A 24,030-nucleotide genomic window follows, 5' to 3' on the forward strand; every position below is an offset into this window, starting at 1 on the left:
GGGCCGTGGATCCGGGCCTGCGGGCCGTCAGAGCGGGTTGAGGCGGGCCTTGAGCGGGCGGAACTCGTTGCCCTCCGGATCGGCGAGTACGTGCCAGGACTCGTCGCCGGTCTGGCCGATGTCCGCCGGGCGCGCGCTCGTGACCGTTCCGGTCAACACGCCTCGGCGCGAAGGGTTTCAGCCCCGGGGGCCCGCCGACGGGGTGCGTCGGCGGGCCCGGCGGGTCACTGGTCGTACTGGTCCTGCCGGTCCTCTTGGCCCTCTTGGCCTTCTTGGCCTTCTTGGCCCTGACGGTCCTATCGGTCCGCGGTGAGCTTGCCGGCCACGCCCCAGCTCTCCGGCTGGTACTCGTTGACGAACACGAACACGCTCTCGGCGGGGACCGCGAGCGTCTCCACGAACGCCGCGGTGACCTTCTCGACCAGCTCGCGCTTCTGCTCGACGCTGCGCGGGCCCTGCTGGATGGTGACGATCGGCATCTTCGGCTCCTGACCGGGATTCGGGTGGATCTTCCCGCCGGGTTGTCCGGCTGGGAACAGTCCACCCGATCGGGCCGCCCGCACCCAGACCCGAATCGCTCTGGCAGCGATCACGAATCCTGATCGTCGCAGGTCGGGGGCGTCATGCGGCAGGCCTCCAGGAGCAGCCGGGGGAGCGGGGCGGAGCGTCGTACGGCGAGCGAGGTCGGCAGGGCCAGCGGGGTCCGGCAGCGGCGGAAGGCCACTCGGCGGGCGTTCACCATCCGGGCGTTGGCGGCGTACACCACCGTCCACATCGGGGTCCCGGTGCCGATCGAGGCCAGGGTGTTCTGCAGGGTGCCGTGCGCCGGGCCGAGGACCGGCCGGAATCCGGCGGCCGTGCAGGCGTCCAGCACCAGGTCCACCAGCGCCGGGTGGTTGCCGTGCTCGGTCAACCGCAGTGGCAGGTCGGCGAGTTCGGCGAGATCGACCTCGGGCTGGGCGGCGAGCGGGTGCCGGGCGGGCAGGGCGAGCACCAACTCGTCCTCCCATACGGGCAGGAAGCGCAGACCGGGGCTGTTCTCGGCGATGGCGCCCCGGACGAAGGCGGCGTCCAGGCGGCCGTCCGCGAGCTGGGCGAGCCGCTCCCGCACCGGGGCCGAGTGCAGTTCGACCCGCACCCCGGGGGCCCGTTGCTGGTAGGTCTCCAGGATCAGGTCGAGCCGCTCGGCGAGCCCGGTGATGGTGCCCAGCCGCAGGACGGCGGGCGCGGCCAGATCGGCGGCGAGGGCGCGGGCGGCGTCCTCGGCCGAGAGGACGTTGCGGGCGGCGGGCAGGAAGCGCTCCCCGGCCGGGGTCAGCCGGACGTACCGGGGCGAGCGGTCGAACAGCTCGACCTTCAACTCCCGCTCCAGCCGCCGGACCTGCTGGCTCACGGCGGGCTGCCCGAGCAGCAGCTTCTCGGCGGCCCGGCCGAAGTGCAGCTCCTCGGCGACGGCGACGAAGCAGCGCAGCTGCCGTAGCTCCATGCGGGCCCCCTGCTTGATCGGTCGACGGGCCCATCGTCGCAGGCGGGCGGGCATCCGCTCGGCGCAGGTGTCGTAGCAGCCGTCCCAGGTCTTCTCGGCCTCCGCCCGGGGTTCCTTGGCGGCGGCCGTCCGCGAGGGCGGCCTCCCCCCGTCGCTCTGAGCTGGTCGAAGGCACCCCTCCAGGTGGTCTATAGTTAACCCATCACCCAGATGCGCGGGTGGCGGAATAGGCAGACGCGCTGGATTCAGGTTCCAGTGCCCGAAAGGGCGTGGGGGTTCAACTCCCCCCTCGCGCACAGCGAAGTACCGACGGAACGGTGCTTCCCGCAGTGACGGAAGTCATTGTGGGAGGCGCCGTTTCGTCGTTTGTGCCACCACCGGAGACGGCCGGCCTTCCGGCCCGGCTGGCCGTCGTGCGCTACGCGGCGGGCTTCCAGAGGGCGAGCAGGACGCTGTAGGCCGGGGTGATCTCGGCCCCGGTGCCGTGCTCGGGCGACATGAACTGCGGGGTGCCACGCCGGTTGACCCCGAGAGCCGGCCGGTCGGCCCGACGGTCGACCGGCCGCTCCGGTGCCCCGGGGCCGGTCAGCGGCAGAGGGCCGCGTCGACGACGCTTTCGAGACGCCTGGTGACGGCCCCGTCTGCCGGGATGCTGGTCACCGTGATGTCGGCGGCGCGGCCGTCGTCCGTCGCGCCGCCCCGGGACTCGTAGCCCGGGATGTCCCCGCCGTGACCCCAGTAGACGCCGCCGCAGGACAGCGGGCGGCTGATGATCCCCAGCCCGTACCCGGCGCCGGTGTCCCCGATCGGGACGGTGGTGCGCATCTGGGCGAGCTGCGCCGGCGGGAGGAGGTCGCCGGCCAGGAGCGCGCTGAAGAACCGGTTCAGATCGGAGTCGGTGGAGGTCAGCTGGCCCGCTGCCCAGCCCGCCGAAGGGTCCAGCTCGGTGGTGTCGATCAGCGGTCCGCCCGGCTTCTCCTGACGGTAGCCCTTGGGGTGGGCCTCCCGGATCGTACGGTCCCCGACGGCGGGGAAGTAGGTGTGGCGCAGCCCGATCCGCTGGATGACGCGCCGGTCGATCTCCTCGGCGAGCGGGCGGCCGGTGACCTTCTGGACGATCAGGCCGACCAGCACGTAGTTGGTGCTGCTGTACCCGAACCGCTTCCCCGGGGGGAAGTCGGCCTTGTGCCGGAAGGCCAGGTCCAGCAGCTCGCGCGGCTCGAAGTACCGCTGCTGCATGACGGATTCCTCGATGTCGCCCTCGTAGTCGGGGAGCCCGCTGGTGTGCTGGAGCAGTTCGCGGACGGTGATGTGGCCGCCGTCGATGCCGTCCCCGCGCACGATGCCCGGCAGGTAGGTCTCGACCGGCTCGTCGAGGCCGATCCTCCCCTCGCCGACCAGTTGCAGGGCGACGACGGCCGTGAAGGTCTTGGTGTTGCTGCCGATCCGCACCTGGCCGTCCTTGGGTACCTTCGCGCCGGTGGCCAGGTCGCCGACCCCGGCCGTGTAGCTGCGGGTGCGGCCCGTACCGTCCTGCACGCTCGCCAGCGCGCCCGGCAGGCCGTCGGACTGCACCAGGGCGTTCAGGCCCCGCTGGACGCTGTCGGGCCTGGGAGCGGCGGCGGCGGAAGGCGCCAGGACGCCCGCCGTCACGACGCCGATGGCCAGTGCCGCCACCGCCGACACCGTCCGCCGCCGGGAGCGCTTCTGCCAGGTCTGCTCACGCATGAGTCAACTCCGTTGGAATCCTTGGGAATCAGTGGACACGATCATGGGTTCCGGACCGCCGGCGCGCATCGCGGGAAGGCGGGAGAAAACCCTCCCCCGATCGGGGGAGGCCGCCGCTGACCTGCCCGGACATACTGGCGAGCATGATCACGGGAATCCGGCCGTTGCTGCGCGGCTCCACGTACACGGGTGCACTGTTCGCCTACGTCGGCGCGTTGGCGAGCCTTCCGCTGCTGCCGTTCGCCATGCTGCCGGCCCTGGCCGGACGCTCCGCCCCCTACGCGGTGCAGGCCGCGCTGACGCTGCTGCTCTGGGCCGTCCTGATCGGCGCGGTCGGGCTGGCCCGCACCACGCGGCGGGCCCTGATCGCCGCCGCCCGCCGCCTGCTGAGGGTGCCGCTGCCGGCCCCCGCGGCCGGGCAGCCCGGCGCCGACCGCTGGCGGACCCCCGCCTGGCTGGTGCTGCACGTGGCCCTGGGGTGGACGGGGGCGCTGGTGAGCGGGCTGCTGCTGATCGCGGGCGTGACACTGCCGGGCGGCTGGCTCGGCGGCGAGGCGCGGCTGACCCTGTTCGACTGGTCGCCGCAGCTGAGCGGCGGCTGGTGGAGCTGGCCCGCCGCGGCCTGCTGCCTGCTGCTGGCGGCGGCCGGCTGCGCGGCGGTGACGGGCATCCTGCGATGGGCGGCGCCGAAGCTGCTCGGGCCGTCCGCCGCCGAGCGGCTCGCGCTGGCCGCCGAACGGGAACTGCTGCTGGCCGAACGCAACCGGCTCGCCCACGAGTTGCACGACTCCATCGGGCACACCCTGACAGCGGCCACCATCCAGGCCGCCGTGGCGGGCGAGGTGCTCGCCGCCGACCCGGCCGCGGCGCGGGCCGCCATGCGCAGCATCGAGGAGTCCACCCGGGCCGCGCTGGAGGACCTGGACTACGTGCTCGGCGTGCTGCGCGAGGAGGGCGCGGCCACCGCTCCCACCCGGACCCTCGCCGACCTGCCCGACCTGCTCGACCGGCTGCGCCACGCGGGCGCCGTGGTGGAACCGGACCTGTCCGGCGACCTCGCCCAGGTGCAGGGGACGCTCTCCCGGGCGGCGTACCGGATCCTGCAGGAAGGGCTGACCAATGCGCTGCGGCACGGGGCCGGCGGGCCGATCGAAGTCCGCGTCACGGCGTCGCCGGACGCGCTGGAACTGCGGGTGGTGAACCGGACGGGCCCGGGCGCCGGCGCGGGCGACTTCCCGACCTCCGGGCACGGCCTGCCCGGACTCGCGGAGCGGGTACGGCTGTTGCACGGCGAGTTCGCGGCCGGGCCGGACGGGCCCGAGCGCTGGAAGCTGGCGGTCCGGCTGCCGGTCCGGGTCACGGCGTGAGCGACTCCGACGCGGGGGCATCCGGTGGGGGAGCTCCAGGCGTAGCGGCCTCGGGCACGGCGGCCTCGGGTGCGGGGGCGCCGAGTGCCTCCGTCACGCTCCTGATCGCGGACGACGACGAAGTCACCCGCAGCGGCCTGCGCACCCTGCTCGCCGCCCAGCCGGGGATCGAGGTGGTCGGGGAGGCCGCCGACGGCGTCGACGCGGTCGAGCAGGCGCTGCGGCTGCGGCCGGACGTCGTCCTGATGGATGTGCGGATGCCGCGCCGCAACGGGATCGACGCCACCCGGCAGCTGCTGGCCGAGGCTCCCGTCGAAGCGCCGAAGGTCGTGGTGATCACCACCTTCGAGAACGACGGCTACGTCACCGCCGCGCTCGGCGCCGGGGCCAGCGGCTTCGTGCTCAAGCGGCTGCCGGTCCGGCAGATCGCCGAGGCGGTACGGGTGGTGGCGGCGGGCGAGGCGATCCTCTTCCCGGCCGCGCTGCGCCGGATGGTCGCCGCCCGCCCGCTGGACTCCGCCGAGGCGCTGCCGAGGGCGGCGCTGACCGGGCGGGAGGAGGAGGTGCTGCGGTTGATGGCCACCGGGCTGTCCAACCCGGAGATCGCCGAGACGCTGACCGTGAGCCTGGAGACGGTCAAGACCCACGTCGGGAACGTGCTGACCAAGCTCGGGGCGCAGAACCGGACCCATGCCGTGGTGATCGCGTACGAGTCGGGACTGGTGGTGCCGGGGTTCACGGGCTGAGCCGCCGGCCCGCCGGCCGTTCGCGGACGCGGGCCCGAGTCCCGGCAGCGTGCCCGCCGTGCCCGCCGTGCCCGCCGTGCCTGCTCGGCGGTCTCCACGTCCCGCTTCCTGGCGGCAATGCCCGCCCGCCGTTCTCATGGCAACGGACCGGCGGTGAACGCCACCCCCGGGGCCTGCCGCACCGCGCCCGGAAAGCCGAACGCGCGCCCGGTCGTGGTCGACCGGGCGCGCGGGTGGGGTCCACCGAGGTGCCTACTCCTCGATCCGGACCTTGTCGGCCTGCATGCCCTTCTGCCCCTGGACGGCCTCGAAGGAGACCTTCTGGCCCTCCACCAGGGACTTGAAACCGGTCGACTCGATCGCCCGGAAATGCACGAACAGGTCATCGCCGGACTCCGGGCTGATGAACCCGTAGCCCTTCTCGTCGTTGAACCACTTCACGGTGCCGTTCTGGCGCTCGGCCATGTCTACTCCTCGGGGTCGGATCGCGGTGCCGTCGCGTGATCATCTCACGCAGAGCATGCGATTCGGCACGAAGCGTAGTGGTGCGACCCGGTTCTCGGGAGGCGCCCCGGGCCGGGTGGGCCGGGGTCCGCGCCGCTACGCCCTCGGGTCGACCGGGGTGAGGGTGCCGAGCCGGTCCTCGATGTGCTGGGCGGCGGCCAGGCAGAGGTCCTCGCGGAACGGACGCCCGACGAGCTGCACCCCGGTGGGCAGGCCGGCGGGGTCCAGCCCGGTGGGGACGGCGACAGCCGGGACGCCGACGAAGCTGGTGACCGAGCAGAGCCGCATGGCCATGGCGACCCGGTCCCGCCCGGCCTGGTCCCGGGACTCCAGGCCGGGTTCGACCGGCGGCTCGGTGAAGACCGGGCCGAGCAGCAGCGGGTACGCCGCCAGGAACTCCGTCCAGGAGCGGCGGACGTTCATCCAGGTGCTCATCAGCCCGATCAGCCCGGCGGCGTCGGCGGGCGGGGCGCTGCGCATGGTCAGCTCGATGTAGCGGTCCCCGCCCTCGCCCAGCAACTGCCGCACGGCGGGCCAGCTCGGGGTGAACTCGGTGACGCAGAGCCGGTGGTAGGCCTCCAGCGCCTCGTCCAGCCGGGGGACGTCGGGCACCTCGTCCACCTGGTACCCGGCGTCGCGCAGCGCCGCCGCGGCGGCCTCGACCGCACGGCGGACGGTCGGGTGGACGCCGTGGCCGCCCGGGTCGGCGACCACGGCGACCCTCGGCGGGCCGTCGAGGGGCTCTCCGTACAGCGGCACGGGAACGGCCCGGGGGTCGCGGGGGTCGGGGCCGGCCAGGGTCTCGTACGCGAGCCGCAGGTCGGCCACCGTACGGGCCAACGGGCCGTCCGTGACCAGGACTTGGGAGGCCGGGCCGGGATCGTCCGGGCCCAGCAGGCGCTGGTCGGCGGCGAACCGGCCGGTGGTCGGCTTGAGCGCGGCGACCCCGCAGAACGCGGCCGGGATGCGGACCGAGCCGCCGGAGTCGTTGCCGAGCCCGAGCGCGGCCATGCCGGTGGCCACCGCCACGCCGTCCCCGCCGCTGGTGCCGCCCGGCGTGCGGGTGGCGTCCCAGGGGTTGCGGGTGTCGCCGTACAGCTCGCTACGGGTGTGCATCCCGGCCAGGATCAGGGTCGGCATGTTGCTGTGCCCGATCGGGATCGCCCCGGCGGCGCGCAGCCGGGCCACCGGGATGGCGTCGGCGGGGGCGGTGAGGTCGCGGAAGCGCGGGGTGCCGAAGGTGGTCGGGACGCCCTCGATGCGGGTGCACTCCTTGACCGTGAACGGCACCCCGGCGAGCGGGTCGAGCCGCTCGCCGGCGGCGCGGGCGCGGTCCGTCTCCCGGGCGGCGGCGCGGGCGCGGTCGGCGAGGAGCTGGGTGACGGCGTTGGCCTGCGGGTTGACCTCGGCGATGCGCGCGAGGTGGGAGTCCACCACCTCGCGCGCGGACACCTCGCCGCTGCGGACGGCGGCGGCGATGGCGGTGGCGGGGAGTTTCCACATGGGCTTCTCCTGGTGGGTTCCGATGCGTTTGCATCGAAACCTTAGCGGGAGAGCCGATACGCTTGCATCGGAATAACTGGAGACAGTCCGGAACAGCCCGGAGCAGTCCGGAGCGGGTCGGGTCGGAACAGGGAGGTGGGGGGCGGATGCCCAAGCAGGTCGACCACGAGGAACGGCGCCGGCACATCGCCGAAGCGGTGTGCGCGCTGATCGACACCCAGGGCCTGGAAGGCGTCACCCTGCGGGACGTCGCCACCCGGGCCGACGTCTCCATGGGAGCCGTCCAGCGCTGCTTCCGCAGCAAGGAGGAGATGCTCCGGTTCGCCCTCGCCCACATCGGCGAACGCGTCACCGAACGGGTCCACGGCCGCGTCCTGGCCGGCCCGGCCCAGTCCGCCGCGAGCACCCTCGGACACGCCGCCGCCGAAGTCGCCCTGCTCCGCGCCGAACACCGCGCCGAAGCCCGGATCTGGCTCGCCTTCCTCGCCGCCGCCGCCGTCAACCCGGCCCTGGCCGCCGGCCTCCGCACCAGCTACGCCGACCTCGAAGGACTGCTCGCCCGGCTCGTCGCCGAGGCCTCCCACGCCCTCGACGCCCGACGCGAAGCCCGCACCCTGCTCGCCCTCACCGACGGACTCACCGCCCACGTCCTCATCGGCCACCGGACGGCGGCGGAGGCCGAGGACCTCCTCCACGCGCACCTCGCCGGGCTGTGGGAGCGGGCTTAGGAATCCCGTTGCCACCGGGCGGGCCCAGCGGCGAGGATCCTGGTCGTGTCCGACTCCCGGTCCGAACTGACGCCCTATCCGAAGATCCCCGCGAAGGGACGCCCCGGCGCACCCGGCGCCCGCGAGTGGATCGCGGCCGAGAAGGTGCACGGCGCGCACTTCGCGGTGGTCTGCGACGGCACCACCGTACGGGCCGCCAAGCGGCGCGACCTGCTCGGCGACGAGGACCTCGACGCCTTCTTCGGCGTCAGCCGGATCTGGCCTCAACTCGCCGTCGCCGCCGGGCGCTTCGCGGCGGCCGTGCGGGCGGCGCGGGGGTCGGCCGCCGTCGTCACGGTGTACGGGGAGCTGGCCGGCGGCCGTTACCCGCACCCCGAGGTGCCCGCCGCCCCCGGCGTCGAACCCGTGCAGACCGGTGTCTGGTACGCCCCCGGGCTGCGCTGGCTGCCCTTCGACGCCACGGTGGAGACGGCCGACGGCCGGTGGTGGATCTCCGACCGCGACCTCCGGTCCGCCGCCGCCACCGCCGGGCTCACCTGCGTACCGCTGCTCGGGCGCGGCACCCTGAACGCCCTGCAAGGCCTGCCGGTCGCCTTCCCCAGCCGGGTCCCCGCCCTGTTCGGCCTGCCCGCACTGACCGAACTGCCCGGCCGGCTCGCCAACTTCGCCGAGGGGTACGTCCTCAAGCCGGCCGGCGAATGGCACGAGTCGGAGACCGCCCGGCCGGTGATCAAGGTCAAGCAGAAGGCCTTCGCCGAGGACGAACGCTACGACGGCGCCCGCCCCTACCTCCCCCCGCCCGAGGGTGCGGCCGGCGTCCCCGCCTGGCTCCTGGTCCAGGCCTCCGCCCTCCTCACCCCCACCCGCGCCGCCGCGGCCGTCAGCAAACTCGGCCCCCGCACCCCGGCGGAAACGGTGGCCGCGGAGATCGCCCAGGACATCACCGACGAACTCGCCGAGGCCCTCGGCGGTCTGGAACCCGCCGTACTCACCGCCCTCCGCCACGCCCTCGCCCCCGGCGCCCGCTCCCTCGCTGCCTTCGACGCGGCGGACCGGCGCAGCCGCTGACGCGTTGGTGCGGGCGCGTTGGTGCGGGCGCTGACCCGGTGGCGCGGGCGTCGGCCCGGTGGCGCGGGCGCACTGGGCACCGTCGTCCCGGCCGCCCGCGCGGGACGTACGTCCGCAGGGCATGTGAGGGGACGTATGTCCGTATGACGCCCGATGTACGTCCGTATGACGCGCGACGCGACAGAGGGGGCGCGCGCCGTCGGCCCCGCGCCGGTTCGGCGTCGCGCGGGGGGTTCTCGGGAACCGGCTCTTATTGTACTGTCCGTCTAATAAGCGGGTGAGCGGGAACCCGCAGGGGCAGGCACCTGGAGGCAGCCATGGCTCTCATCCGGCAGGCGGCGGCGGAACACGGCCACACGGCGGCCGACGACGACGTCTCGAAGCGGCTGCTGGACTCGGCCGCCACCCTCTCCTACGACCCCATGACCGAGATCGACTGGGACGCCCCCCTCCCGGCCGGGCACTACGGCCTCAACCCCGAGTGGAGCACCCTCTACGGCACCCGGCTGTGGGACGAGATGACCGAGCAGCAGCGGGTCACCCTCACCCGGCACGAGGTCTGCTCGATCATGAACACCGGCATCTGGTTCGAGATGATCCTCCAGCAGATGGTGCTGCGCGACCAGTACCTCAAGAACCCCGCCAGCGCCGAGTTCCAGTTCGCGCTCACCGAGATCGCCGACGAGTGCCGCCACTCGATCATGTTCGCCCGCGCCTGCCAGAAGATGGGCGTCCCCGCCTACCGCCCCAACAAGGTGATCGCCCAGGCCGGGCGCGCCTTCAAGGCCCTCGCCAAGGGTGAACTCGCCTACGGCGGCATCCTGGTGGCCGAGGAGGTGCTGGACGTCATGCAGCGCGACTGGATGCGCGGCGAGAACGTCCTGGAGATCGTCCGCGGCACCTCCCGGATCCACGTGGTCGAGGAGTCCCGGCACATGAAGTTCGCCCGGCAGGAGATCCGCGAGCGGGTGCGCCACGCGAGCCCGGCCCGCCGCCGCGCCTCGGCCACCGGCATCGCGATCGGCGCGTACGTCATCGTCAGCAGCATGGTGCACCCGGGCGTCTACAAGGCCGCCGGGCTGGACGTCGCGCGGGCCCTCGACGAGGCGAAGGGCAACGAGCACCGCAAGGCGATGATGCGCAACAGCTCCCGGCACCTGATGGCGTTCCTCGCCGAGACCGGGCTGATCACCAGCCGCGCGGCGGCGGTCTACCGCCGCGTGCACATGCTCTGACCACCGACCCTGACGGACCGTCAGCTCTAGCGAGGACCCGACTCCGGCCATGGCCTACGCGATCACCCGATCCTGCTGCAACGACGCCTCGTGCGTCTCCGTCTGCCCGGTCAACTGCATCCACCCGACCCCGGACGAACCGGAGTTCGGCACCACCGACCTGCTGTACATCGACCCCCGGGCGTGCATCGACTGCGGCGCCTGCGCGGACGCCTGCCCGGTGGACGCGGTGTTCCCGGTCGACCGGCTGCGCGGGCCGGACGTCGTCTTCGGCGACCTCAACCGCGACTGGTACCGCGACCACCCCAACGACCACGCCTGGGGCGCGCCCAGCTTCCCGCGCAGCCTGCCGGGCGAGGTCGGCACCCTGCGGATCGCCGTGGTCGGCACCGGACCCTCCGCCGGGTACACCGCGCAGGAACTGCTGCGCTGCACCAGCGCCGAACTCACCATGATCGACCGGCTGCCGGTCACCGGCGGCCTGCTGCGGCACGGCGTCGCGCCCGACCACCAGTCCACCAAGCGGATCGCGGAGAGCTTCGCGAGCGTCTTCCACGACCCGCGGCTGCGGATGCACCTCAACCTGGAGGTCGGCACCGACGTCAGCCACCAGGAACTGGCCGCGCACCACCACGCGGTGGTGTACGCGGTCGGCGCGGCCGCCGACCGGAGGCTCGGCGTGCCCGGCGAGGACCTGCCCGGCAGCGTGCCCGCGACCTCCTTCGTCGGCTGGTACAACGCCGACCCGACGGTGCCGGCCGACACCGTGGACCTGTCCGCCGAGCGGGTGGTGGTGGTCGGCAACGGCAACGTCGCGGTGGACATCGCCCGCATCCTGCTCACCGACCCGGACCGGCTCGCCGCCACCGACATCGCCGACCACGCCCTGGCCGCGCTGCGCCGCAGCCGGGTGCGGGAGGTCGTGCTGCTGGCCCGGCGCGGGCCCGAGCAGGCCGCCTGGAGCGCGCCCGAGTTCCTGGGGCTGCGCCGGCTGCCGGGCGTCGAGCTGGTGGTGGAGGACCACCCGCAGGTGCGGGCCGCGATCGAGGCCGCCGCGCCGGACTCCAGGGCCGCGCTGCTCGCCGACCTGCCGCTGGTGCGCCACGACGGGGACGCCGAACCCGGGCCGGGGCGGCGGATCGTGCTGCGCTTCCTGTCGACGCCGGTCGAGCTGACCGAGGCGGACGGCCGGGTCTCGGGGCTGACCGTCGAACGGACCGCGCTGACAGCGGACGGCGACCCGATCGACCCGGCTGGGCCGATCGATCCGACTGGCCCGGCCGGCCCGACCGCTCGGCGGGACACCCTGCGCGCCGCCCTGGTGGTGCGCTCCATCGGGCACCGGGGCGTGCCGGTGCCCGGACTGCCGTTCGACGAGCGGACCGGGACGGTCGCGCAGCACGGCGGACGGGTGGTCGACCCGGCCACCGGCCGGCCGCTGCCCGGCGCGTACGTGGTCGGCTGGGCCAAGCGCGGGCCGTCCGGCGGGATCGGCGCCAACCGGGCCTGCGCGCGCGAGACGGTGGACGCGCTGATGGACGACGCGCAGGCCCAGGCACTGCCGGTGCCCCCGGCGGGGCGGACGGAGTTCGAGCAGTTGGTGCGGCGGCGCCGGCCGGACGCGGTGGGGCTGAAGGAACTGCGCGCGGTGGACCGGGCGGAGCGCGAGCGGGGCGCGGCGCAGGGGCGGCCCCGGGTGAAGCTGGCGACGCTGGCGGAGCTGCTGGCGGCGGGGCGGCGGCGCTGAGCCCCGGCGGACGGCTCGTGCGGGGTGGATGCGCGGGCCGTCCGGTTGACGCGGCCGTGACCCGGGGCGGGTGGGGCGCGTTGGGCGGATGTGAGCAGTTTTGGGGTGATGCCGGCTCTTTGGCGTTGGCCGGCCGAAGAAACGATCCTGCCAGGCGCGGGGCGCCCTCCGGAACCGGGGCGCCCTCCGGACCCGGGGTCGGACCGGGATCCGGGAGCGCCGATCTACGCCGAGCTGGCCCGCCGCTGGCAGTCGGAGGGGCGGTCGGTGCCCGGACTGCCCGACCCGGTCTGGGACTCGCCGGCGGCCTCGGAATCCCAGGCACCGCCGGACCCGACCGGATAGAACTGCCGCGCCCAGCGCCGGAACAGCCCGATCGAACGCTCCCCGGGCACGAGCCGCGGCTGCGCCAGGTACCGCTTGTGCGCCAGCACCGGGCGGTCCTGCTTGATGATCCGCACCGAGGCCTGGAGCGCCACCCAGGAGGCGGCCCGGTCCACGACCCGCGCCGCCCCGACCCCGGGCACCGGCACGGTGCTGGTCGCCGCGAAGCGCACCAGGGTGCGCCAGGGTGCGAGCGGCGTCGGCAGCACCCACACCCGTAGCGTGCTGCCCAGCTCCGGCAGTTCGGCGGTCAGCCGCATCAGCCCCAGCCCGGCCAGCGTTACCGGCTGCTCCAGGCTCACCGCGCCCAGCCCGGGGAACCGGGTGGTGGTGCGCTGGTGGATGGTGAACAGCGGGCCGTCCGGTTCCGGCGGCGCCGTCTCCTGGGCGTCCAGGCCGTGCAGCACGGACACGTGCCGGAAGTCCACGCTGTTCTCCAGCACCTCCTGCGGATGCGAGAGCAGTTCTCCGCTCCACCAGGCGAGCGGCCGCACGCCGACCGCCGGCGGCAGCTCCCAGGTAGGCGGCGTGCCGTCCGGTCCGCCCCGCCAGACGAACAACGCGCCGTCCCGCTCGACGAGATGACGCTTCGTCAGTTCACCGCGGAACCGGGTGCCGTCCGGCGAGCCGGTGCAGGAGCCGTCCGGGGCGAAGGCGAAGCCGTGGAACGGGCAGACCAGGTCCTCGCCGTGGACCCGCCCGCCCGCGCCGAAGTGCGCGCCCAGGTGCGGGCAGTGCGGTCCGATCGCGCGCACCGCGCCCCGCCGCGTCCGGTACAGCACCACGTCCTCGCCCATCAGCCGGGCCGTACGGACCCGGCCGGGCGGCAGATCACGCGTCCGACCGACGCAGAACCAGCCGCTCGGGTACGGCAGCGGGGCGGAGTGCTCGTCCATGGCGGTCACCTCGGTGGCTTGACGGCGGTGTGAACGTACCAGGCGATGTGCTCGCGCACCGCGTACATCTCCACCGTGGAGCGGAGATTGAGCCACCGCGCCGGGTCGCCGACGCGGCGCAGCAGCTCCCAGGGCAGTCGGAAGTACGCGTGCACCGCCTCGGTGGTCGGCAGGTAGTGCGGCGTCGCGTCCAGGGCCTCCTCGACCTCGAAGCCGGCCCCGGCGAGCAGCTGCGCCAGGTTGCCCGCGTGGTAGAGCCGGGCGCCGGTCATCGCCATCGCGTCCAGGTACGGTTCGAGCAAGGCCCGCGCGGACGACGGGAGTTCCTCCAGCGGGCCGGTGCTCATCGGGCCGAGCAGCACCAGCCGACCGCCCGGGCGGAGCACCCGGTGGAACTCTGCCAGCGCGCGGGCCGGGCGGTAGGAGTGGACGAGCGTCTCCATCGAGTACGCGCCGTCGAACGTGCCCTCGGGGAAGGGGAGTTCATGGAAGTCGCCGCAGGAGAAGGCGGTCCGGCCGGCCAGTGCGGCGTCGGCGCTCAGTCGACGGGCCTCGGCGACGTGGAAGTCCAGCACGTCGACCCCGGTGACCAGCAGCCCGAACCGGGCCGCCATCGCCCGGGCCACCACCCCGGCCCCGCAGCCCGCGTCCAGCACCCGCGCCCCGGCGGGCAGGGCCAGCTTGCGCCCGAGCACGTCCTCCAGCTGCCGCTGCGCCCGCCACAGCCGCCACTTCGACTGCCCGGGCTCGGTCCACCCCCAGTGCCGGGCGTTGCGCGCCACCCGGGTGTAGAACCACCGGCTCCCGGCGTTTCCGTACACCCGGCGCAGCGCGGTGAGATCCAGCTCCTGAGCGCCCATGGGGGCACGCTAGCGGCGCTCGACCGGCTGCTCCCGGCGGCGCCACGGCCGGTTGCGCCGCCGGGAGGGTTGGTGCGCTCGTCGGACGGGGTGATCAGCTGACCAGGCTGTGTCCCGCAGCCAGGGGACGGTCGGGACGAAGGAGGACACCCACCGGCGGGCCGGGCGGCCCGGCGACCGATGGCAGCGGGCTCCGTCGTGCCCGGGAGCGGTGGGTCCGGGCCGTGACTACGAGCCGCAACCTGGGCGCTCGCGAGGCGTTGAACCGGCCATGAACAACAATCACGGACTGCTTGGCACTTGGCAGGGAATCTCGCTGGAGGCGGACACCCCGCCGACCCCTGGTCGGCACATCCTCGCGGTCCGGCACGTTGCGGCCATCGGCAACCGTTGGATCGCCCTGATCGACGCATCCGAGTTGGCCGTATTGGCGGACATGCCCGATGCGGCCTTCATGTTGCGCAGCCGACGCGGTTACCTGCCGGACAGTGCGGTGAACCGGGCCTTCGCGACCACGCTGCGCGAACGGCCGGAGGAAGCGGGGTTCTTCGGGCCGCCCATCGTCCTCGCCTCGCGGAGCCCGCACTGGGAACCCGGCCGGTCGGGCGGCGCAGGGCGCCTCGGCATCGTGGACATCGAGTGCTTCGACGGATTCCAACGCCTGGTCACTATGTCCCACCTCGCTCGCGAGCTGGCCCCCGCGCAGCTTGCCAGGGCCGTGCTGTGGGTCGTGATCGTCACCGGGGAAGACATCGACCGGGCTCGTGAGTTGTGCGACGAAGCCGCTCATCACGTCAACGCGCTCGAACCGCAGGACAATCTCGCCCGCTGTCCGTACCTCCTCACCGTCCAGGAAGAGTTCCGGAAGGAGGGAGGGTACTTCGAACCGAGGCGAGGGATCGTGTCCGGGCCGCACCCTGTCGGATTCACCCCCGGCGACGTGTTCCGCTCGCTCGCTGCACTCTCGCACGCGCCGCGCCCTCAGCTGAGCAACCGACTGCAGACCGACCAGGGACTGAAGGAGCTGTGGACGGACATCGCAAGCCCGTCCTACCGCAGCCTCGTCCACGAGGACCTGCACGCCATCAGCATCCAACGCGCGGTGGAGGCCAGGCGGGAGACCCAGAAGGCGATCGCCCGGATGCTCAAGCGGAACAGCAAGGGGTGCTGGAAGCTGCTGGAGTACGCCCCCGAGCTGGTGACCTGGGCGGCCTGCCGGAGCCTGCCCTTGGAGACTCTCCACGACGGGAGCCGGACCTCGCCGCGCTGGACCGACCTCATCCACAGCAAGCTCCCGGCCGAGACCGAGCGGGTGGCGCACCTGCTGGTCGCCACCTACGAGCGGCTGCGTGGCTCGGACCACAAGTTCAAGCTCGTGGCCCACAAACTGGACCTGTGGCTGGAGTTGACGGACGTCGTCTTCGGGAAGGTGTGACCGGGCTCCGGGCCGCCAGGTGCACCCCCGCTCCGCTCAGTGGGCCGCCCGGTGCCGGTGGCTCCACGGAAGCCACCGGCACCGGGCGGTCTAAGACGACCCCGAGGGCTCAGGCCGCGCCCGCCGCTCCGCGCAGGATGCCCTGCCCGTCCCGGCCGCGCAGGGCCAGTGCGGTCGGGAGCACCGCCGCCGTCAGGGCGATCGCCGCGCAGCCGGCGGCGAGCGCGGCCATCGCCGTCCAGGGCACCATCGCGGGCGTCGGGCCGACCAGGGCGGTCAGCGCGGCCCAGGAGCCGCCGACGCTGATCGCGGTGCCGAGCACGCCCAGCAGGGTGCCGGCGGCCACGCACATCAGCGTCTCCACGGCGACGGTGCGCAGCACCTGGCCCCGGGTGGCGCCGGCCAGCCGCAGCAGGGCGAGTTCCTGGCGGCGGTCGCTGACCGTCATCACCAGCGAGTTGGCCAGGGCGATCCCCGCGTAGCCGATGGCCAGTCCGAGGATCATCAACAGGGCGTCCCAGGCGGCCTGTTCGGTGCTGTCGCCGGCGGCCGACCAGACTTCCTCGGGGGTGGAGAGCCGGGCGCCCAGCCCGTCCACGGCGGTCCGCAGCGCGGCGGCGGCCCGCTGGGGGTCGGTGCCGGGCAGCACCCGCAGGTCGATCCGGCTCGCCAGGGCCGGGCCGCCGACGCCGCCCGGGCCGTTGACCCCGGCGGTGACGGCGTCGGCGCCGGTCACCCAGGCCTGGACGGTCTCGGCACCGCTGCCGAGCAGGGCGACGACCCGCACGTCGCGCGGGGTGCCGTCGGCCAGCCGGACCGAGACCCGCCCGCCGACCCGGGGCGAGCCCGGCCAGGTACGGCTGAGCGCCACCGAGCCGGGGCCGAGGTCGGCGAGCGAGCCCGCGACCACCGGCAGGCGGTCGACCTCGGCCAGCGCGGCAGGGTCCGCCGTGGCGGCGCTGAGCGGCACCAGGGCCTGGCCGGTCGGGTCGACGGCCATCAGCGAGGTCGGGGTGATGACCAGCGCCCGCACCCCGGGGACGGCCCGGACCCGGTCCACCACGGTCCGGTTCAGCCCGGGGGTGCCGGCCGGGCTGACGACCAGGTCGGCGGCGGACAGCTGGTGGCGCACCTCGCTGACCTGCGAGCGGTTGATGGTGTCGATGCTGCCGAGCAGGCACCCGGCGAAGGCGATCACCAGCACCACCGGGGTGGTGGTCGCCGCGGTGCGCCGGAAGGCGGTCAGCGAGCTCTGCCGGGCGGTGGCCCAGACGATGCCGCCGGTCTCCTCGGCGGGGCGCCCGCGCAGCCGGCCCACCAGCGCGGGCAGCGCGGTCAGCAGCCGGATCGCCGGCCCGGCCAGCACGGCCGCCAGCAGGACGCAGCCCGCGACGATGGCCAGCAGCAGGGCGAGCGAGTCGGCGGCGTTGGCCGCCGCGTCCGGCCAGGTGCGGGCCGTCAGCACCAGGGCCACGATGCCGCCGCCCAGCACCACCAGGCCGCTCAGCCAGCGGAACGCCAGCGCGCCGCGCGAGCGCCGTTCCACGTCCGCGTCCGCGAGCGCCTCGCCGGGGCTGATCAGTCCGGCCTTCAGCGAGGAGACCAGCACGCCGCCGATCGCGGTCAGCAGCCCGATGGCGCCCGCGACGAGCAGCCCCCACCAGGTGACCGGGACGGTGAACTCGGCCGGCACCATGGCGTGGTCGACCAGCCAGCGGCCGGCCGGCGCCGCCCCGGCCGCGCCCAGCGCGCACCCGGCGGCGGAGGCCAGGACGCCGACCACCAGCGCCTCCCGGTTGACCAGGGCGCGCAGCTGCCGGCGGGTGGCGCCGATCAGCCGCAGCAGCGCGAGTTCGCGCCGGCGCTGCGCGATGGACAGCGCGAAGGTGCCGGCCACCACGAACACGGCGGTGCCGCTGGAGACCGCGGCGGACAGGCCGAGCGGGGTCTGCACGTCGTCCAGCCGGCTGCTGACCTCGGCGTGGTGCGGGTCGGCCTGGCTGCGCTCGGCGCCGGTGAGCACCCGGGCGACGCTCGCGCCGCCGGCCGCGTCCACGGCCCGGCGCACCGCGTCGGCGGGGCCGAAGGCGGCCAGCACGCCGACGGCGGGGCAGTAGCGGGCGGCCTGGGCGTCGGTGAAGAAGACGGCGTGCTCGAAGGCCTCGGCCTCGGTGACGCCGGAGACCGTCGCGGTGTGCGGGCCGTCGGCGGTGACGTACCGGACCTGCCGGCCGACCTGCTCCGGGCTGCCGCCGCCGATGACGACCTGGTCGTCGGCCCTGGGTGCGGCGCCGGCGGTGAGCCGGTAGCCGCCCAGGGCCGCGCCGGACCAGGCGCGGCCGACCTGTCCGCGCGGGCCGTCGGCGAGCTGGGCGTAGAAGGTGTGGTCCGCGACGGTCGGGCCGGTCGCGGCGACGGCGGCGATCAGGGCGGCGGGCAGGCCCGGCTGGGCGGGGACCGGGGTGGGCTGGGGGTCGCCGCCGGCGGGGGTGAAGTCCACGTTCAGGTCGGCGGTCACCAGCACCGGGGCCTGGGAGAAGCGCTGGCGGCCCTGGTCGGGGACGTCGGCGGTGGCGGCGATGACCAGCAGCGAGGTGGCCATCAGGGCGACGCCGCAGGCCAGCGCGATGAAGCTGCCGACGAACGAGGCCCAGCGGAGCCGGACGGAGGCGAGGGCGAGGGTCAGCATGCGACGGCCTCCGGCGCCTGGGCGTCCGACACCTGGGTGCCCGCCGGCTGGACGCCCGCCGGCTGGGCCTCCGACGGCTGGGCCTCCGAGGTTTGCGCCTCCAGCGCGGTCATCCGGGCGGCGACCTGTTCGGCGGTGGGCCGCTCCAGCGAGCCGGCCAGCCGGCCATCCCGGAGGAAGAGCACCCGGTCCGCGTACCCGGCGGCGACCGGGTCGTGGGTGACCATCACCACCGCCCGGCCCGGGTCGTCCGCCATCCCGCGTAGCAGGGCGAGCACCTCGCGGCCGCTGCTGGAGTCCAGCGCGCCGGTGGGCTCGTCGGCGAGCAGGACGGCCGGGCGGGTGATCAGCGCCCGGGCGATGGCGACCCGCTGCTGCTGGCCGCCGGACAGCTCGGCCGGCCGGTGCCCGGCCCGGTCGGCGAGGCCCACGGCGGCCAGCGCGGCGGTCACCTCGGCCGGCCCGGGGCGGCGGCCGGAGAGCCGGGCCGGGAGCGCGACGTTCTGGGCCGCGGTCAGCGCGGGCAGCAGGTTGAAGGACTGGAAGACGAAGCCGATCCGCTCCCGGCGCAGGACGGTCAGCTCCTTGTCGCGCAGCCCGCCGAGGACGGTGCCGTCGACCCGCACCTCGCCGCCGTCGATGGCCTCCAGCCCGGCCGCCGACCGCAGCAGGGTCGACTTGCCGGAGCCGGAGGGGCCCATGACGGCGGTGAAGGTGCCGAAGGGGAACCCGATGGTCACATCGGCGAGGCCGATGACGGGCTCGGGCCCGCGCCGGTAGGTCCGGCGGACGGAGCGGAGTTCGACGGCAAAGTCCGTGGCGTTCATGATCCCCATCCCATCGCCCGGGGCGGGGGTGGCTCAATGACCAGGGGTTCACTCCTGGGGGTGTAGCTGGCTACACCCCCCTCGCTCCTCCTCAGTCGCGCCAGGCCCGTTTGAGCTCCGCCCAGCGCGCCGCCTGCTCGGGTGTCAGGGCGCCGCGCAGCTCGGCCAGCTTCAGCAGCTGGGCCTCGGCGTCGGCGCCGAGCGGCTGGGCCTCGGCCCGGTAGTGGTCGGTGAGCAGGGCGTCGAGTTCCGGCCGGGTGAGGGCGGGGTCCAGGCGCTGGGCGAGCTTGGCCATGTTGCGGTAGGAGCCCTGGAGCAGGAACGGCGGCTCGGTGCGGGCGCGGTCGTCCTGGGCGGCGGAGGCGAGGTAGGCGCGGTTGACGGCGAGGACGGTGCCGCGCAGGTGGAGCAGCCCGGCCAGGACGGCGGTCATCCGCTCGACCTCGGCGGCCGGCCAGGCGCCGGACAGGGTGCCGCCCGGGGTGCCGGCGGCGCGGGCGAGCAGGGTGTCCAGGTCGGCGCGTTCGGCGGTGGCCAGCGGGGCCAGGTGGGGGCTGGCGGGCAGGGCGTTCTCGACGAAGCTGAGCGCGAAGAGGTCCTCCCGGCCGGCCACGGCGTCGCCGAGGTTCCAGACGTCGGCGCGGTTGGCGAGCATGTCGGGCAGCCGGAAGAGCCGGCCGGACTCGGTGTACGGGTTGGCGGCCATCACCACGGCGAAGCGTCTGCCGCGCAGGTCCCACTCGCGGGCCTCGCCGTCCTGAACGCCGTCGATCCGGCGCTGGGCGTCGCACAGCGGGATGAAGCGCTGGAGGAACTCGGGCGAGGTGTGCTGGACGTCGTCCAGGTAGAGCAGCACGTTGTCGCCCGCGTGCAGGGCGAAGTTGAGCTTCTCCAGTTCGCGCCGGGAGGTGGCATCGGGGGCCTCGGCCGGGTCCAGCGAGGTGACGTGGTGGCCGAGGGCCGGGCCGCTGACCGAGACCAGCAGCAGGCCGAGCCGTTCGGCGAGGTACTCGACCAGGGTGGTCTTGCCGTAGCCGGGCGGGGAGACGAGCAGCAGCAGGCCGCTGCGGTCCACCGGCCCGCCGGAGTCGGCGGTGCCGAGCTGCTTGGCGAGGTTGTCGCCGATCAGCGGCAGGTACACCTGGTCGATCAGCCGGTTGCGGACGAAGCCGTTGAGCGGCGCGGGCCGGTACTGGTCGAGCCGCAGCCGGGCGTGCTCGGCGGTCAGCAGCTCGCCGCGCAGCCGCTGGTAGGCGCGCTGGCCGGGGGCGTCGGTCTGCTCGAACTCGCGGACGCGGGTGAGCAGTTCGTCCAGTCGCAGGTCGAGCGAACCGCCGGTCAGCCGGGGGTGGTCGCCGAGCAGCCCGGTCAGCCGGGTGCCGACGGCGCCCTCGGCGGGGCGGCGTGGCAGGGCCGGGCAGAGCAGGACGGCGGCGGCCTCGGCGCGGTCGCCCGGGTCGGTGTCGGCGGCGGCCGACTCCAGCCAGGCGTCGGCCAGTTGGCGTCGTACCGGGAGCAGTGCAGGGTCCTCGGGGAGGGCGGCCAGGGCCTGGGTCAGCCCGGCCGACTCGGGAGCGGCGTGGAACTTCTCCAGCAGGGCGCGGGCTCCGGCGGAGTAGGCGAAGCTGGGTGCGGCGGCGGCGAGTTCGGCCGCCAGGTAGTCTCCGGCTCCGGTCGCTCCCGGGGTGAACTCCGCCACGGCGGCAGACAGTTCGGCGGCCAGGGCAGCCAGGGCGGCGAGCGCCGGTACGGTGCCGCCGTACGCCTGGCGGGCGAGGCCGAGCGAGCGGGCCCGGGTGTGCCAGACCAGCCGCTGCCGTTCGTCCGTGCCGTGCGCCCAGTACAGCTGGGCCGCCGCCCGGGCGTCCGCCGGGTGGCGCAACAGGCCTGCCTCGGCGTCGAGTTCGAGCAGGGCGCGGAGCACCAGCGCCGCGTCGTGGTCGTGCACCCCGCGCTGGTAGCCCTCGTCCGGGCGCTGTTCGACGGCCCGGCGGACGTACTCCAGGAGGTCGGCGTCGGCGGTGAGGCCCCCCGGTTCGGCGGCCAGCAGCAGGCTGGTGGCCAGGTACTCGGCGCGGTAGAGCGCGGGCGTCTCGGAGGGCAGCGGGCGGGCCCAGTAGCGCTCGGTGGCGGCGAAGGCCGGGTCGGTGACGGGGGAGCGGTAGCCGGTGCCGGTGAGGGTGAAGGCGGGGCGGCCGTGCCAGGGCAGCAGGGTGAGTTCGGGGCGCTGGGTGGTGACGGTGAACAGGTGGCGGCCCAGTCGCAGGGTGCCGGGGCCGTCCCCGGCGAGTTCGGCGCGGTCGCGCAGGGCGCGGTGGGCGCGGCCGCGGGCGGCGCGCAGCCGTCCGGTCAGCTCCTCGGCCCGGACCTTGTCGCCGAGTCCGGTCAACTGGCCGGCGAGGTCGCGGAGTTTGACGGCGGTCGGGTCGGCGGCCAGGGCGGCGTCGATCTCGGCGGCGGTGCCGAGGGCGGCGAGGCGCCGGTGCAGAGTGTCGAGGATGCGCTCGGCGGAGGCGGCCAGCCGGTCGGCGCGGCCGGCCCGCTCCTCCAGCAGGTGCTGGCGGCGGGCGGTGAGCGCGTCGTGGACCGCGGTGCGGCGTTCGGTGAGCTGTTCGCCGAGCGAGGGGTCGGCGTCGGCGAAGCGGGTCTCCAACTGCTCGATCCGCAGCAGCAGCCGGCCGAGCAGGTCGTCGCAGGCCTCGGGGGTGTCGGCGGCGGCGAGGGCCGCGGTGACGGCCTGGGCGAGCAGCGCCGTCTCGGCGGCGAACTCGGCGGCGGCCTCGCGGGTGCGCAGTTCCCGGCGGCGGACGGTCAGCGTGGAACGGCCCCGGTTGAGCAGCCCGAGCACGTCGGCGAGCCGGTCCAGGATTGCGGTGCGGGTGGTGGCGTCGGCCAGGTCGAGGGTGCCGACCAGCTCCGAGACGGTCTGCAACGCCTCGCTCTGCTCGGTGAGTTCGATCCCGAGCGGTTCGGCCTCGGTCGCGGTGGTGATGCCCGCGCAGCGCTCGGCCAGTTCGCCGGCCCGGCGCCGGTGCGGTTCGAAGGCGGAGGGTTCGGCGAGCTGGCCGACGGCCCGGCCGGCGGCCTCGGCCAGCCCCTCGGCGAGGTGTGCGGCGAGCGCGTCGATGCGCTGCGGTTCGGCCCGGGGCAGGTCGCGCAGCGCCTCCACCCGGCCCTGGGCGCGGCGCAGCGCGGCCAGCCGGTCGACCCATTCGGCGGCGTCGGCGAGGGTCTCGCCGCGGGCGGTGCGCAGCAGGCCCTCGACGTGCTCGGCGGTCTCCGAGGTCCGGGCGGCGGCGTGCGCGGTGAGCTGGGCGATCGCCTCGTACTCGGCGATCACCTGCCGGGTGGTGTCGCGGATCTCGGCGAGCGGCGCGGCGAGGTCGCCGAGGCCGCTCTGGCCGAGCCAGTGGTGGCGGTCGGCGGTGCGGGTGCAGGCGGTGAGCACGGCCCGGTGGCCGGCCGGGGTGTCGGCGCCGGCGGCGGCCAGCCGGGCGAGGGCCAGGCAGTCGGCCAGGCCGCGGACCAGGTCGGCGTTGCCGATCCGGGCCAGCGGGCCGGTGCCGGGTGGCTGTTCGGCGGCGTGCCGCTCGCTGGTGAACGGGCTCTGCCAGAGCTGGACGGGGTGCAGCCGGGTGGGGCCGTCCTCGGCGGGGCGCAGGGCGATCAGGGTGCCGTCGTCGAGCAGCGCGTAGCCCTGGCAGGAGAGCGGGGCGGCGGCCTCCTGGCGGACGGAGTTGTACGGCTGGAGCAGCGCGTGCCCGTCGGTGGTGGAACGGAACTCGTAGAGCACGTCCTCGCCGTTGGGGGAGAGGACGGTGCGTTCGTACGTCAGGCCGTCCACCGGCTGGTCGAAGGTGCGCACGGTGCCGTCGGCGAGGTGGCAGCCGCCGGGGAAGGCGACGCCCTGGTCGGCGGGCAGCCGCAGGCAGGCCTGGCCGAGGGCGTCGATCCGGGTGACCTGGCCGGTGGGCAGGTGGACCACCAGGTGCCGGACGGTCTCCTCCTGGTACGGGCGTACCCGCACCAGCAGCAGGGTGGCGAGCCGGGCGTGGGCGATCTGGGCGTCGGCGAGGGTCTGGAGGGCCTCGGCGAGCGGCTCGTGGTGCAGTTCACGGCCGTCGGGGGTGGTGAGGGTGAGCCGGCCGCCGTCCACGCCGAGGTGGACTTCCCCGGCGAGGTCGGCGCGCGGCGCGGTGCCGGGGGCGGCGGGCAGTTGGTCGTCGCGGGTGAGCGCCGTCCAGTCGGGCTGTCCGCCGTCGGCGGGGGTGTGGTCGCGTTCGCCGCGTCCGTCCTGGTAGGCGGCCCGGCCGTCGTCGAGGCGCCAGCGCAGCACCCGGACGTCGGTGGCGGCGGGGCCGGTGCGGAAGACGGCGAGCAGTCGGCCGCCGACCGGGCGCAGCCGTTCGAGCCGGGCGTCGCGGAAGTAGCGGCGCAGGTCGGTGAGGTCCTGGCGCAGCCGCGGGTCGTCCAGCAGCGGGCCCCCGGCGGGGGAGAGGTCGTCGGCCCGGTAGAGGCCGAGGACGTCGGTGAAGTCCCCGGCGTCGTCGACCACTTCGGCCGGACGGGTGCCGAGCAGCAGCTGCCCGCCGACGGCGGTGAGGTCCTGCGGCAGGCAGGGCCGGGCGGTGGTGAGCCGCCCGGTGCCGGTCAGCCGCAGTTCCCCGCCGCCGAACTCCTCGACCCGGCGGTCGTTCAACGCCCGTGCTCGGTCGGCGAGTTCGGCGGCCGATCGGGCGAGCCGGCGGCGCAGGACCTCGTAGCTGCCGGTGTCGGGCCGGGCGTCGGCGAGGGCTTCCACGGTCATGTTCCTCAGCTGCTCGGCGG

17 protein-coding genes, 1 tRNA gene and 1 pseudogene are annotated in these 24,030 nt (G+C 75.0%); 8 read left to right on the forward strand and 11 right to left on the reverse strand.

The annotated features are described in order from the left end of the window. Positions 1 to 27 precede the first annotated feature (27 nt). The 3 genes and pseudogenes from ACZ3YL_RS33985 to ACZ3YL_RS33995 all read right to left on the reverse strand — a co-directional run. Positions 28 to 135, reverse strand: a pseudogene (locus ACZ3YL_RS33985) (VOC family protein); the annotation flags it as partial. 161 nt (positions 136 to 296) lie between these two features. Then, complete coding sequence (dmpI, locus tag ACZ3YL_RS33990) at positions 297 to 479, reverse strand: 4-oxalocrotonate tautomerase DmpI (RefSeq protein WP_188305598.1); 183 nt, start codon at positions 477 to 479, stop codon at positions 297 to 299. Positions 480 to 589: 110 nt separating this feature from the next. Then, a complete protein-coding gene (locus ACZ3YL_RS33995) occupies positions 590 to 1,486 on the reverse strand; it encodes a LysR family transcriptional regulator (RefSeq protein ID WP_188305599.1) in 897 nt (298 codons plus the stop codon). 212 nt (positions 1,487 to 1,698) lie between these two features. Here ACZ3YL_RS33995 and ACZ3YL_RS34000 point away from each other — a divergent pair. Further along, positions 1,699 to 1,782 (forward strand) — tRNA-Leu (locus ACZ3YL_RS34000). A 289-nt stretch (positions 1,783 to 2,071) separates the two neighbouring features. Here ACZ3YL_RS34000 and ACZ3YL_RS34005 read toward each other — a convergent pair. Further along, on the reverse strand, positions 2,072 to 3,214 hold the full coding sequence (locus ACZ3YL_RS34005) for a serine hydrolase domain-containing protein (RefSeq protein WP_188305600.1): 1,143 nt from the start codon (positions 3,212 to 3,214) through the stop codon (positions 2,072 to 2,074). 143 nt (positions 3,215 to 3,357) lie between these two features. On the opposite strand from ACZ3YL_RS34005, the gene ACZ3YL_RS34010 reads away from it, so the two are divergent. Both ACZ3YL_RS34010 and ACZ3YL_RS34015 read left to right on the forward strand, forming a co-directional pair. After that, complete coding sequence (locus ACZ3YL_RS34010) at positions 3,358 to 4,581, forward strand: sensor histidine kinase (RefSeq protein WP_465661214.1); 1,224 nt, start codon at positions 3,358 to 3,360, stop codon at positions 4,579 to 4,581. 101 nt (positions 4,582 to 4,682) lie between these two features. Next, complete coding sequence (locus ACZ3YL_RS34015; protein WP_188305776.1) at positions 4,683 to 5,327, forward strand: response regulator transcription factor; 645 nt, start codon at positions 4,683 to 4,685, stop codon at positions 5,325 to 5,327. A 252-nt stretch (positions 5,328 to 5,579) separates the two neighbouring features. Here the strand turns inward: ACZ3YL_RS34015 and ACZ3YL_RS34020 are convergent, their stop codons facing one another. After that, positions 5,580 to 5,792 (reverse strand): cold-shock protein, encoded by a 213-nt coding sequence (locus ACZ3YL_RS34020; RefSeq protein ID WP_188305775.1) that lies wholly within the window; start codon positions 5,790 to 5,792, stop codon positions 5,580 to 5,582. A gap of 135 nt (positions 5,793 to 5,927) precedes the next feature. Continuing rightward, positions 5,928 to 7,334 (reverse strand): amidase, encoded by a 1,407-nt coding sequence (locus ACZ3YL_RS34025; RefSeq protein WP_465661217.1) that lies wholly within the window; start codon positions 7,332 to 7,334, stop codon positions 5,928 to 5,930. 146 nt (positions 7,335 to 7,480) lie between these two features. Between ACZ3YL_RS34025 and ACZ3YL_RS34030 the strand changes: the two genes are divergently transcribed. From ACZ3YL_RS34030 to ACZ3YL_RS34045, 4 genes are all read left to right on the forward strand, one after another. Continuing rightward, entirely contained in the window at positions 7,481 to 8,062 is a 582-nt protein-coding gene (locus ACZ3YL_RS34030; protein WP_188305773.1) for a TetR/AcrR family transcriptional regulator, read from the forward strand. Between the two features lie 45 nt (positions 8,063 to 8,107). After that, positions 8,108 to 9,130, forward strand: coding sequence for an RNA ligase family protein (locus tag ACZ3YL_RS34035; protein ID WP_188305772.1), 1,023 nt, complete (start codon positions 8,108 to 8,110; stop codon positions 9,128 to 9,130). Positions 9,131 to 9,447: 317 nt separating this feature from the next. Then, the gene (locus ACZ3YL_RS34040; protein ID WP_188305771.1) at positions 9,448 to 10,365 is read left to right on the forward strand and encodes an AurF N-oxygenase family protein; all 918 of its coding nucleotides are present in this window, start codon (positions 9,448 to 9,450) and stop codon (positions 10,363 to 10,365) included. A gap of 49 nt (positions 10,366 to 10,414) precedes the next feature. Beyond that, positions 10,415 to 12,112 (forward strand): 4Fe-4S binding protein, encoded by a 1,698-nt coding sequence (locus ACZ3YL_RS34045; protein WP_465661220.1) that lies wholly within the window; start codon positions 10,415 to 10,417, stop codon positions 12,110 to 12,112. Between the two features lie 224 nt (positions 12,113 to 12,336). On the opposite strand, the gene ACZ3YL_RS34050 is transcribed toward ACZ3YL_RS34045, so the two are convergent. After that, positions 12,337 to 13,392 (reverse strand): aromatic ring-hydroxylating oxygenase subunit alpha, encoded by a 1,056-nt coding sequence (locus ACZ3YL_RS34050; protein ID WP_465661222.1) that lies wholly within the window; start codon positions 13,390 to 13,392, stop codon positions 12,337 to 12,339. Positions 13,393 to 13,397: 5 nt separating this feature from the next. Continuing rightward, positions 13,398 to 14,252, reverse strand: coding sequence for a class I SAM-dependent methyltransferase (locus ACZ3YL_RS34055; RefSeq protein WP_465661224.1), 855 nt, complete (start codon positions 14,250 to 14,252; stop codon positions 13,398 to 13,400). A gap of 271 nt (positions 14,253 to 14,523) precedes the next feature. On the opposite strand from ACZ3YL_RS34055, the gene ACZ3YL_RS34060 reads away from it, so the two are divergent. Further along, the gene (locus ACZ3YL_RS34060) at positions 14,524 to 15,687 is read left to right on the forward strand and encodes a hypothetical protein (protein ID WP_465661226.1); all 1,164 of its coding nucleotides are present in this window, start codon (positions 14,524 to 14,526) and stop codon (positions 15,685 to 15,687) included. Between the two features lie 109 nt (positions 15,688 to 15,796). On the opposite strand, the gene ACZ3YL_RS34065 is transcribed toward ACZ3YL_RS34060, so the two are convergent. From ACZ3YL_RS34065 to ACZ3YL_RS34075, 3 genes are all read right to left on the reverse strand, one after another. Then, positions 15,797 to 18,376, reverse strand: a complete 2,580-nt coding sequence (locus ACZ3YL_RS34065) for an FtsX-like permease family protein (RefSeq protein WP_465661228.1) — start codon at positions 18,374 to 18,376, stop codon at positions 15,797 to 15,799. Beyond that, the gene (locus tag ACZ3YL_RS34070; RefSeq protein WP_465661230.1) at positions 18,370 to 19,203 is read right to left on the reverse strand and encodes an ABC transporter ATP-binding protein; all 834 of its coding nucleotides are present in this window, start codon (positions 19,201 to 19,203) and stop codon (positions 18,370 to 18,372) included. Before ACZ3YL_RS34070 ends, ACZ3YL_RS34065 begins: the two co-directional genes overlap by 7 nt. 91 nt (positions 19,204 to 19,294) lie before the next feature. Next, on the reverse strand, positions 19,295 to 24,010 hold the full coding sequence (locus ACZ3YL_RS34075; protein WP_465661232.1) for a DNA repair ATPase: 4,716 nt from the start codon (positions 24,008 to 24,010) through the stop codon (positions 19,295 to 19,297). Between the last annotated feature and the right edge of the window lie 20 nt (positions 24,011 to 24,030).

The sequence above is a fragment of the Kitasatospora sp. NPDC023176 genome, from assembly GCF_055560495.1.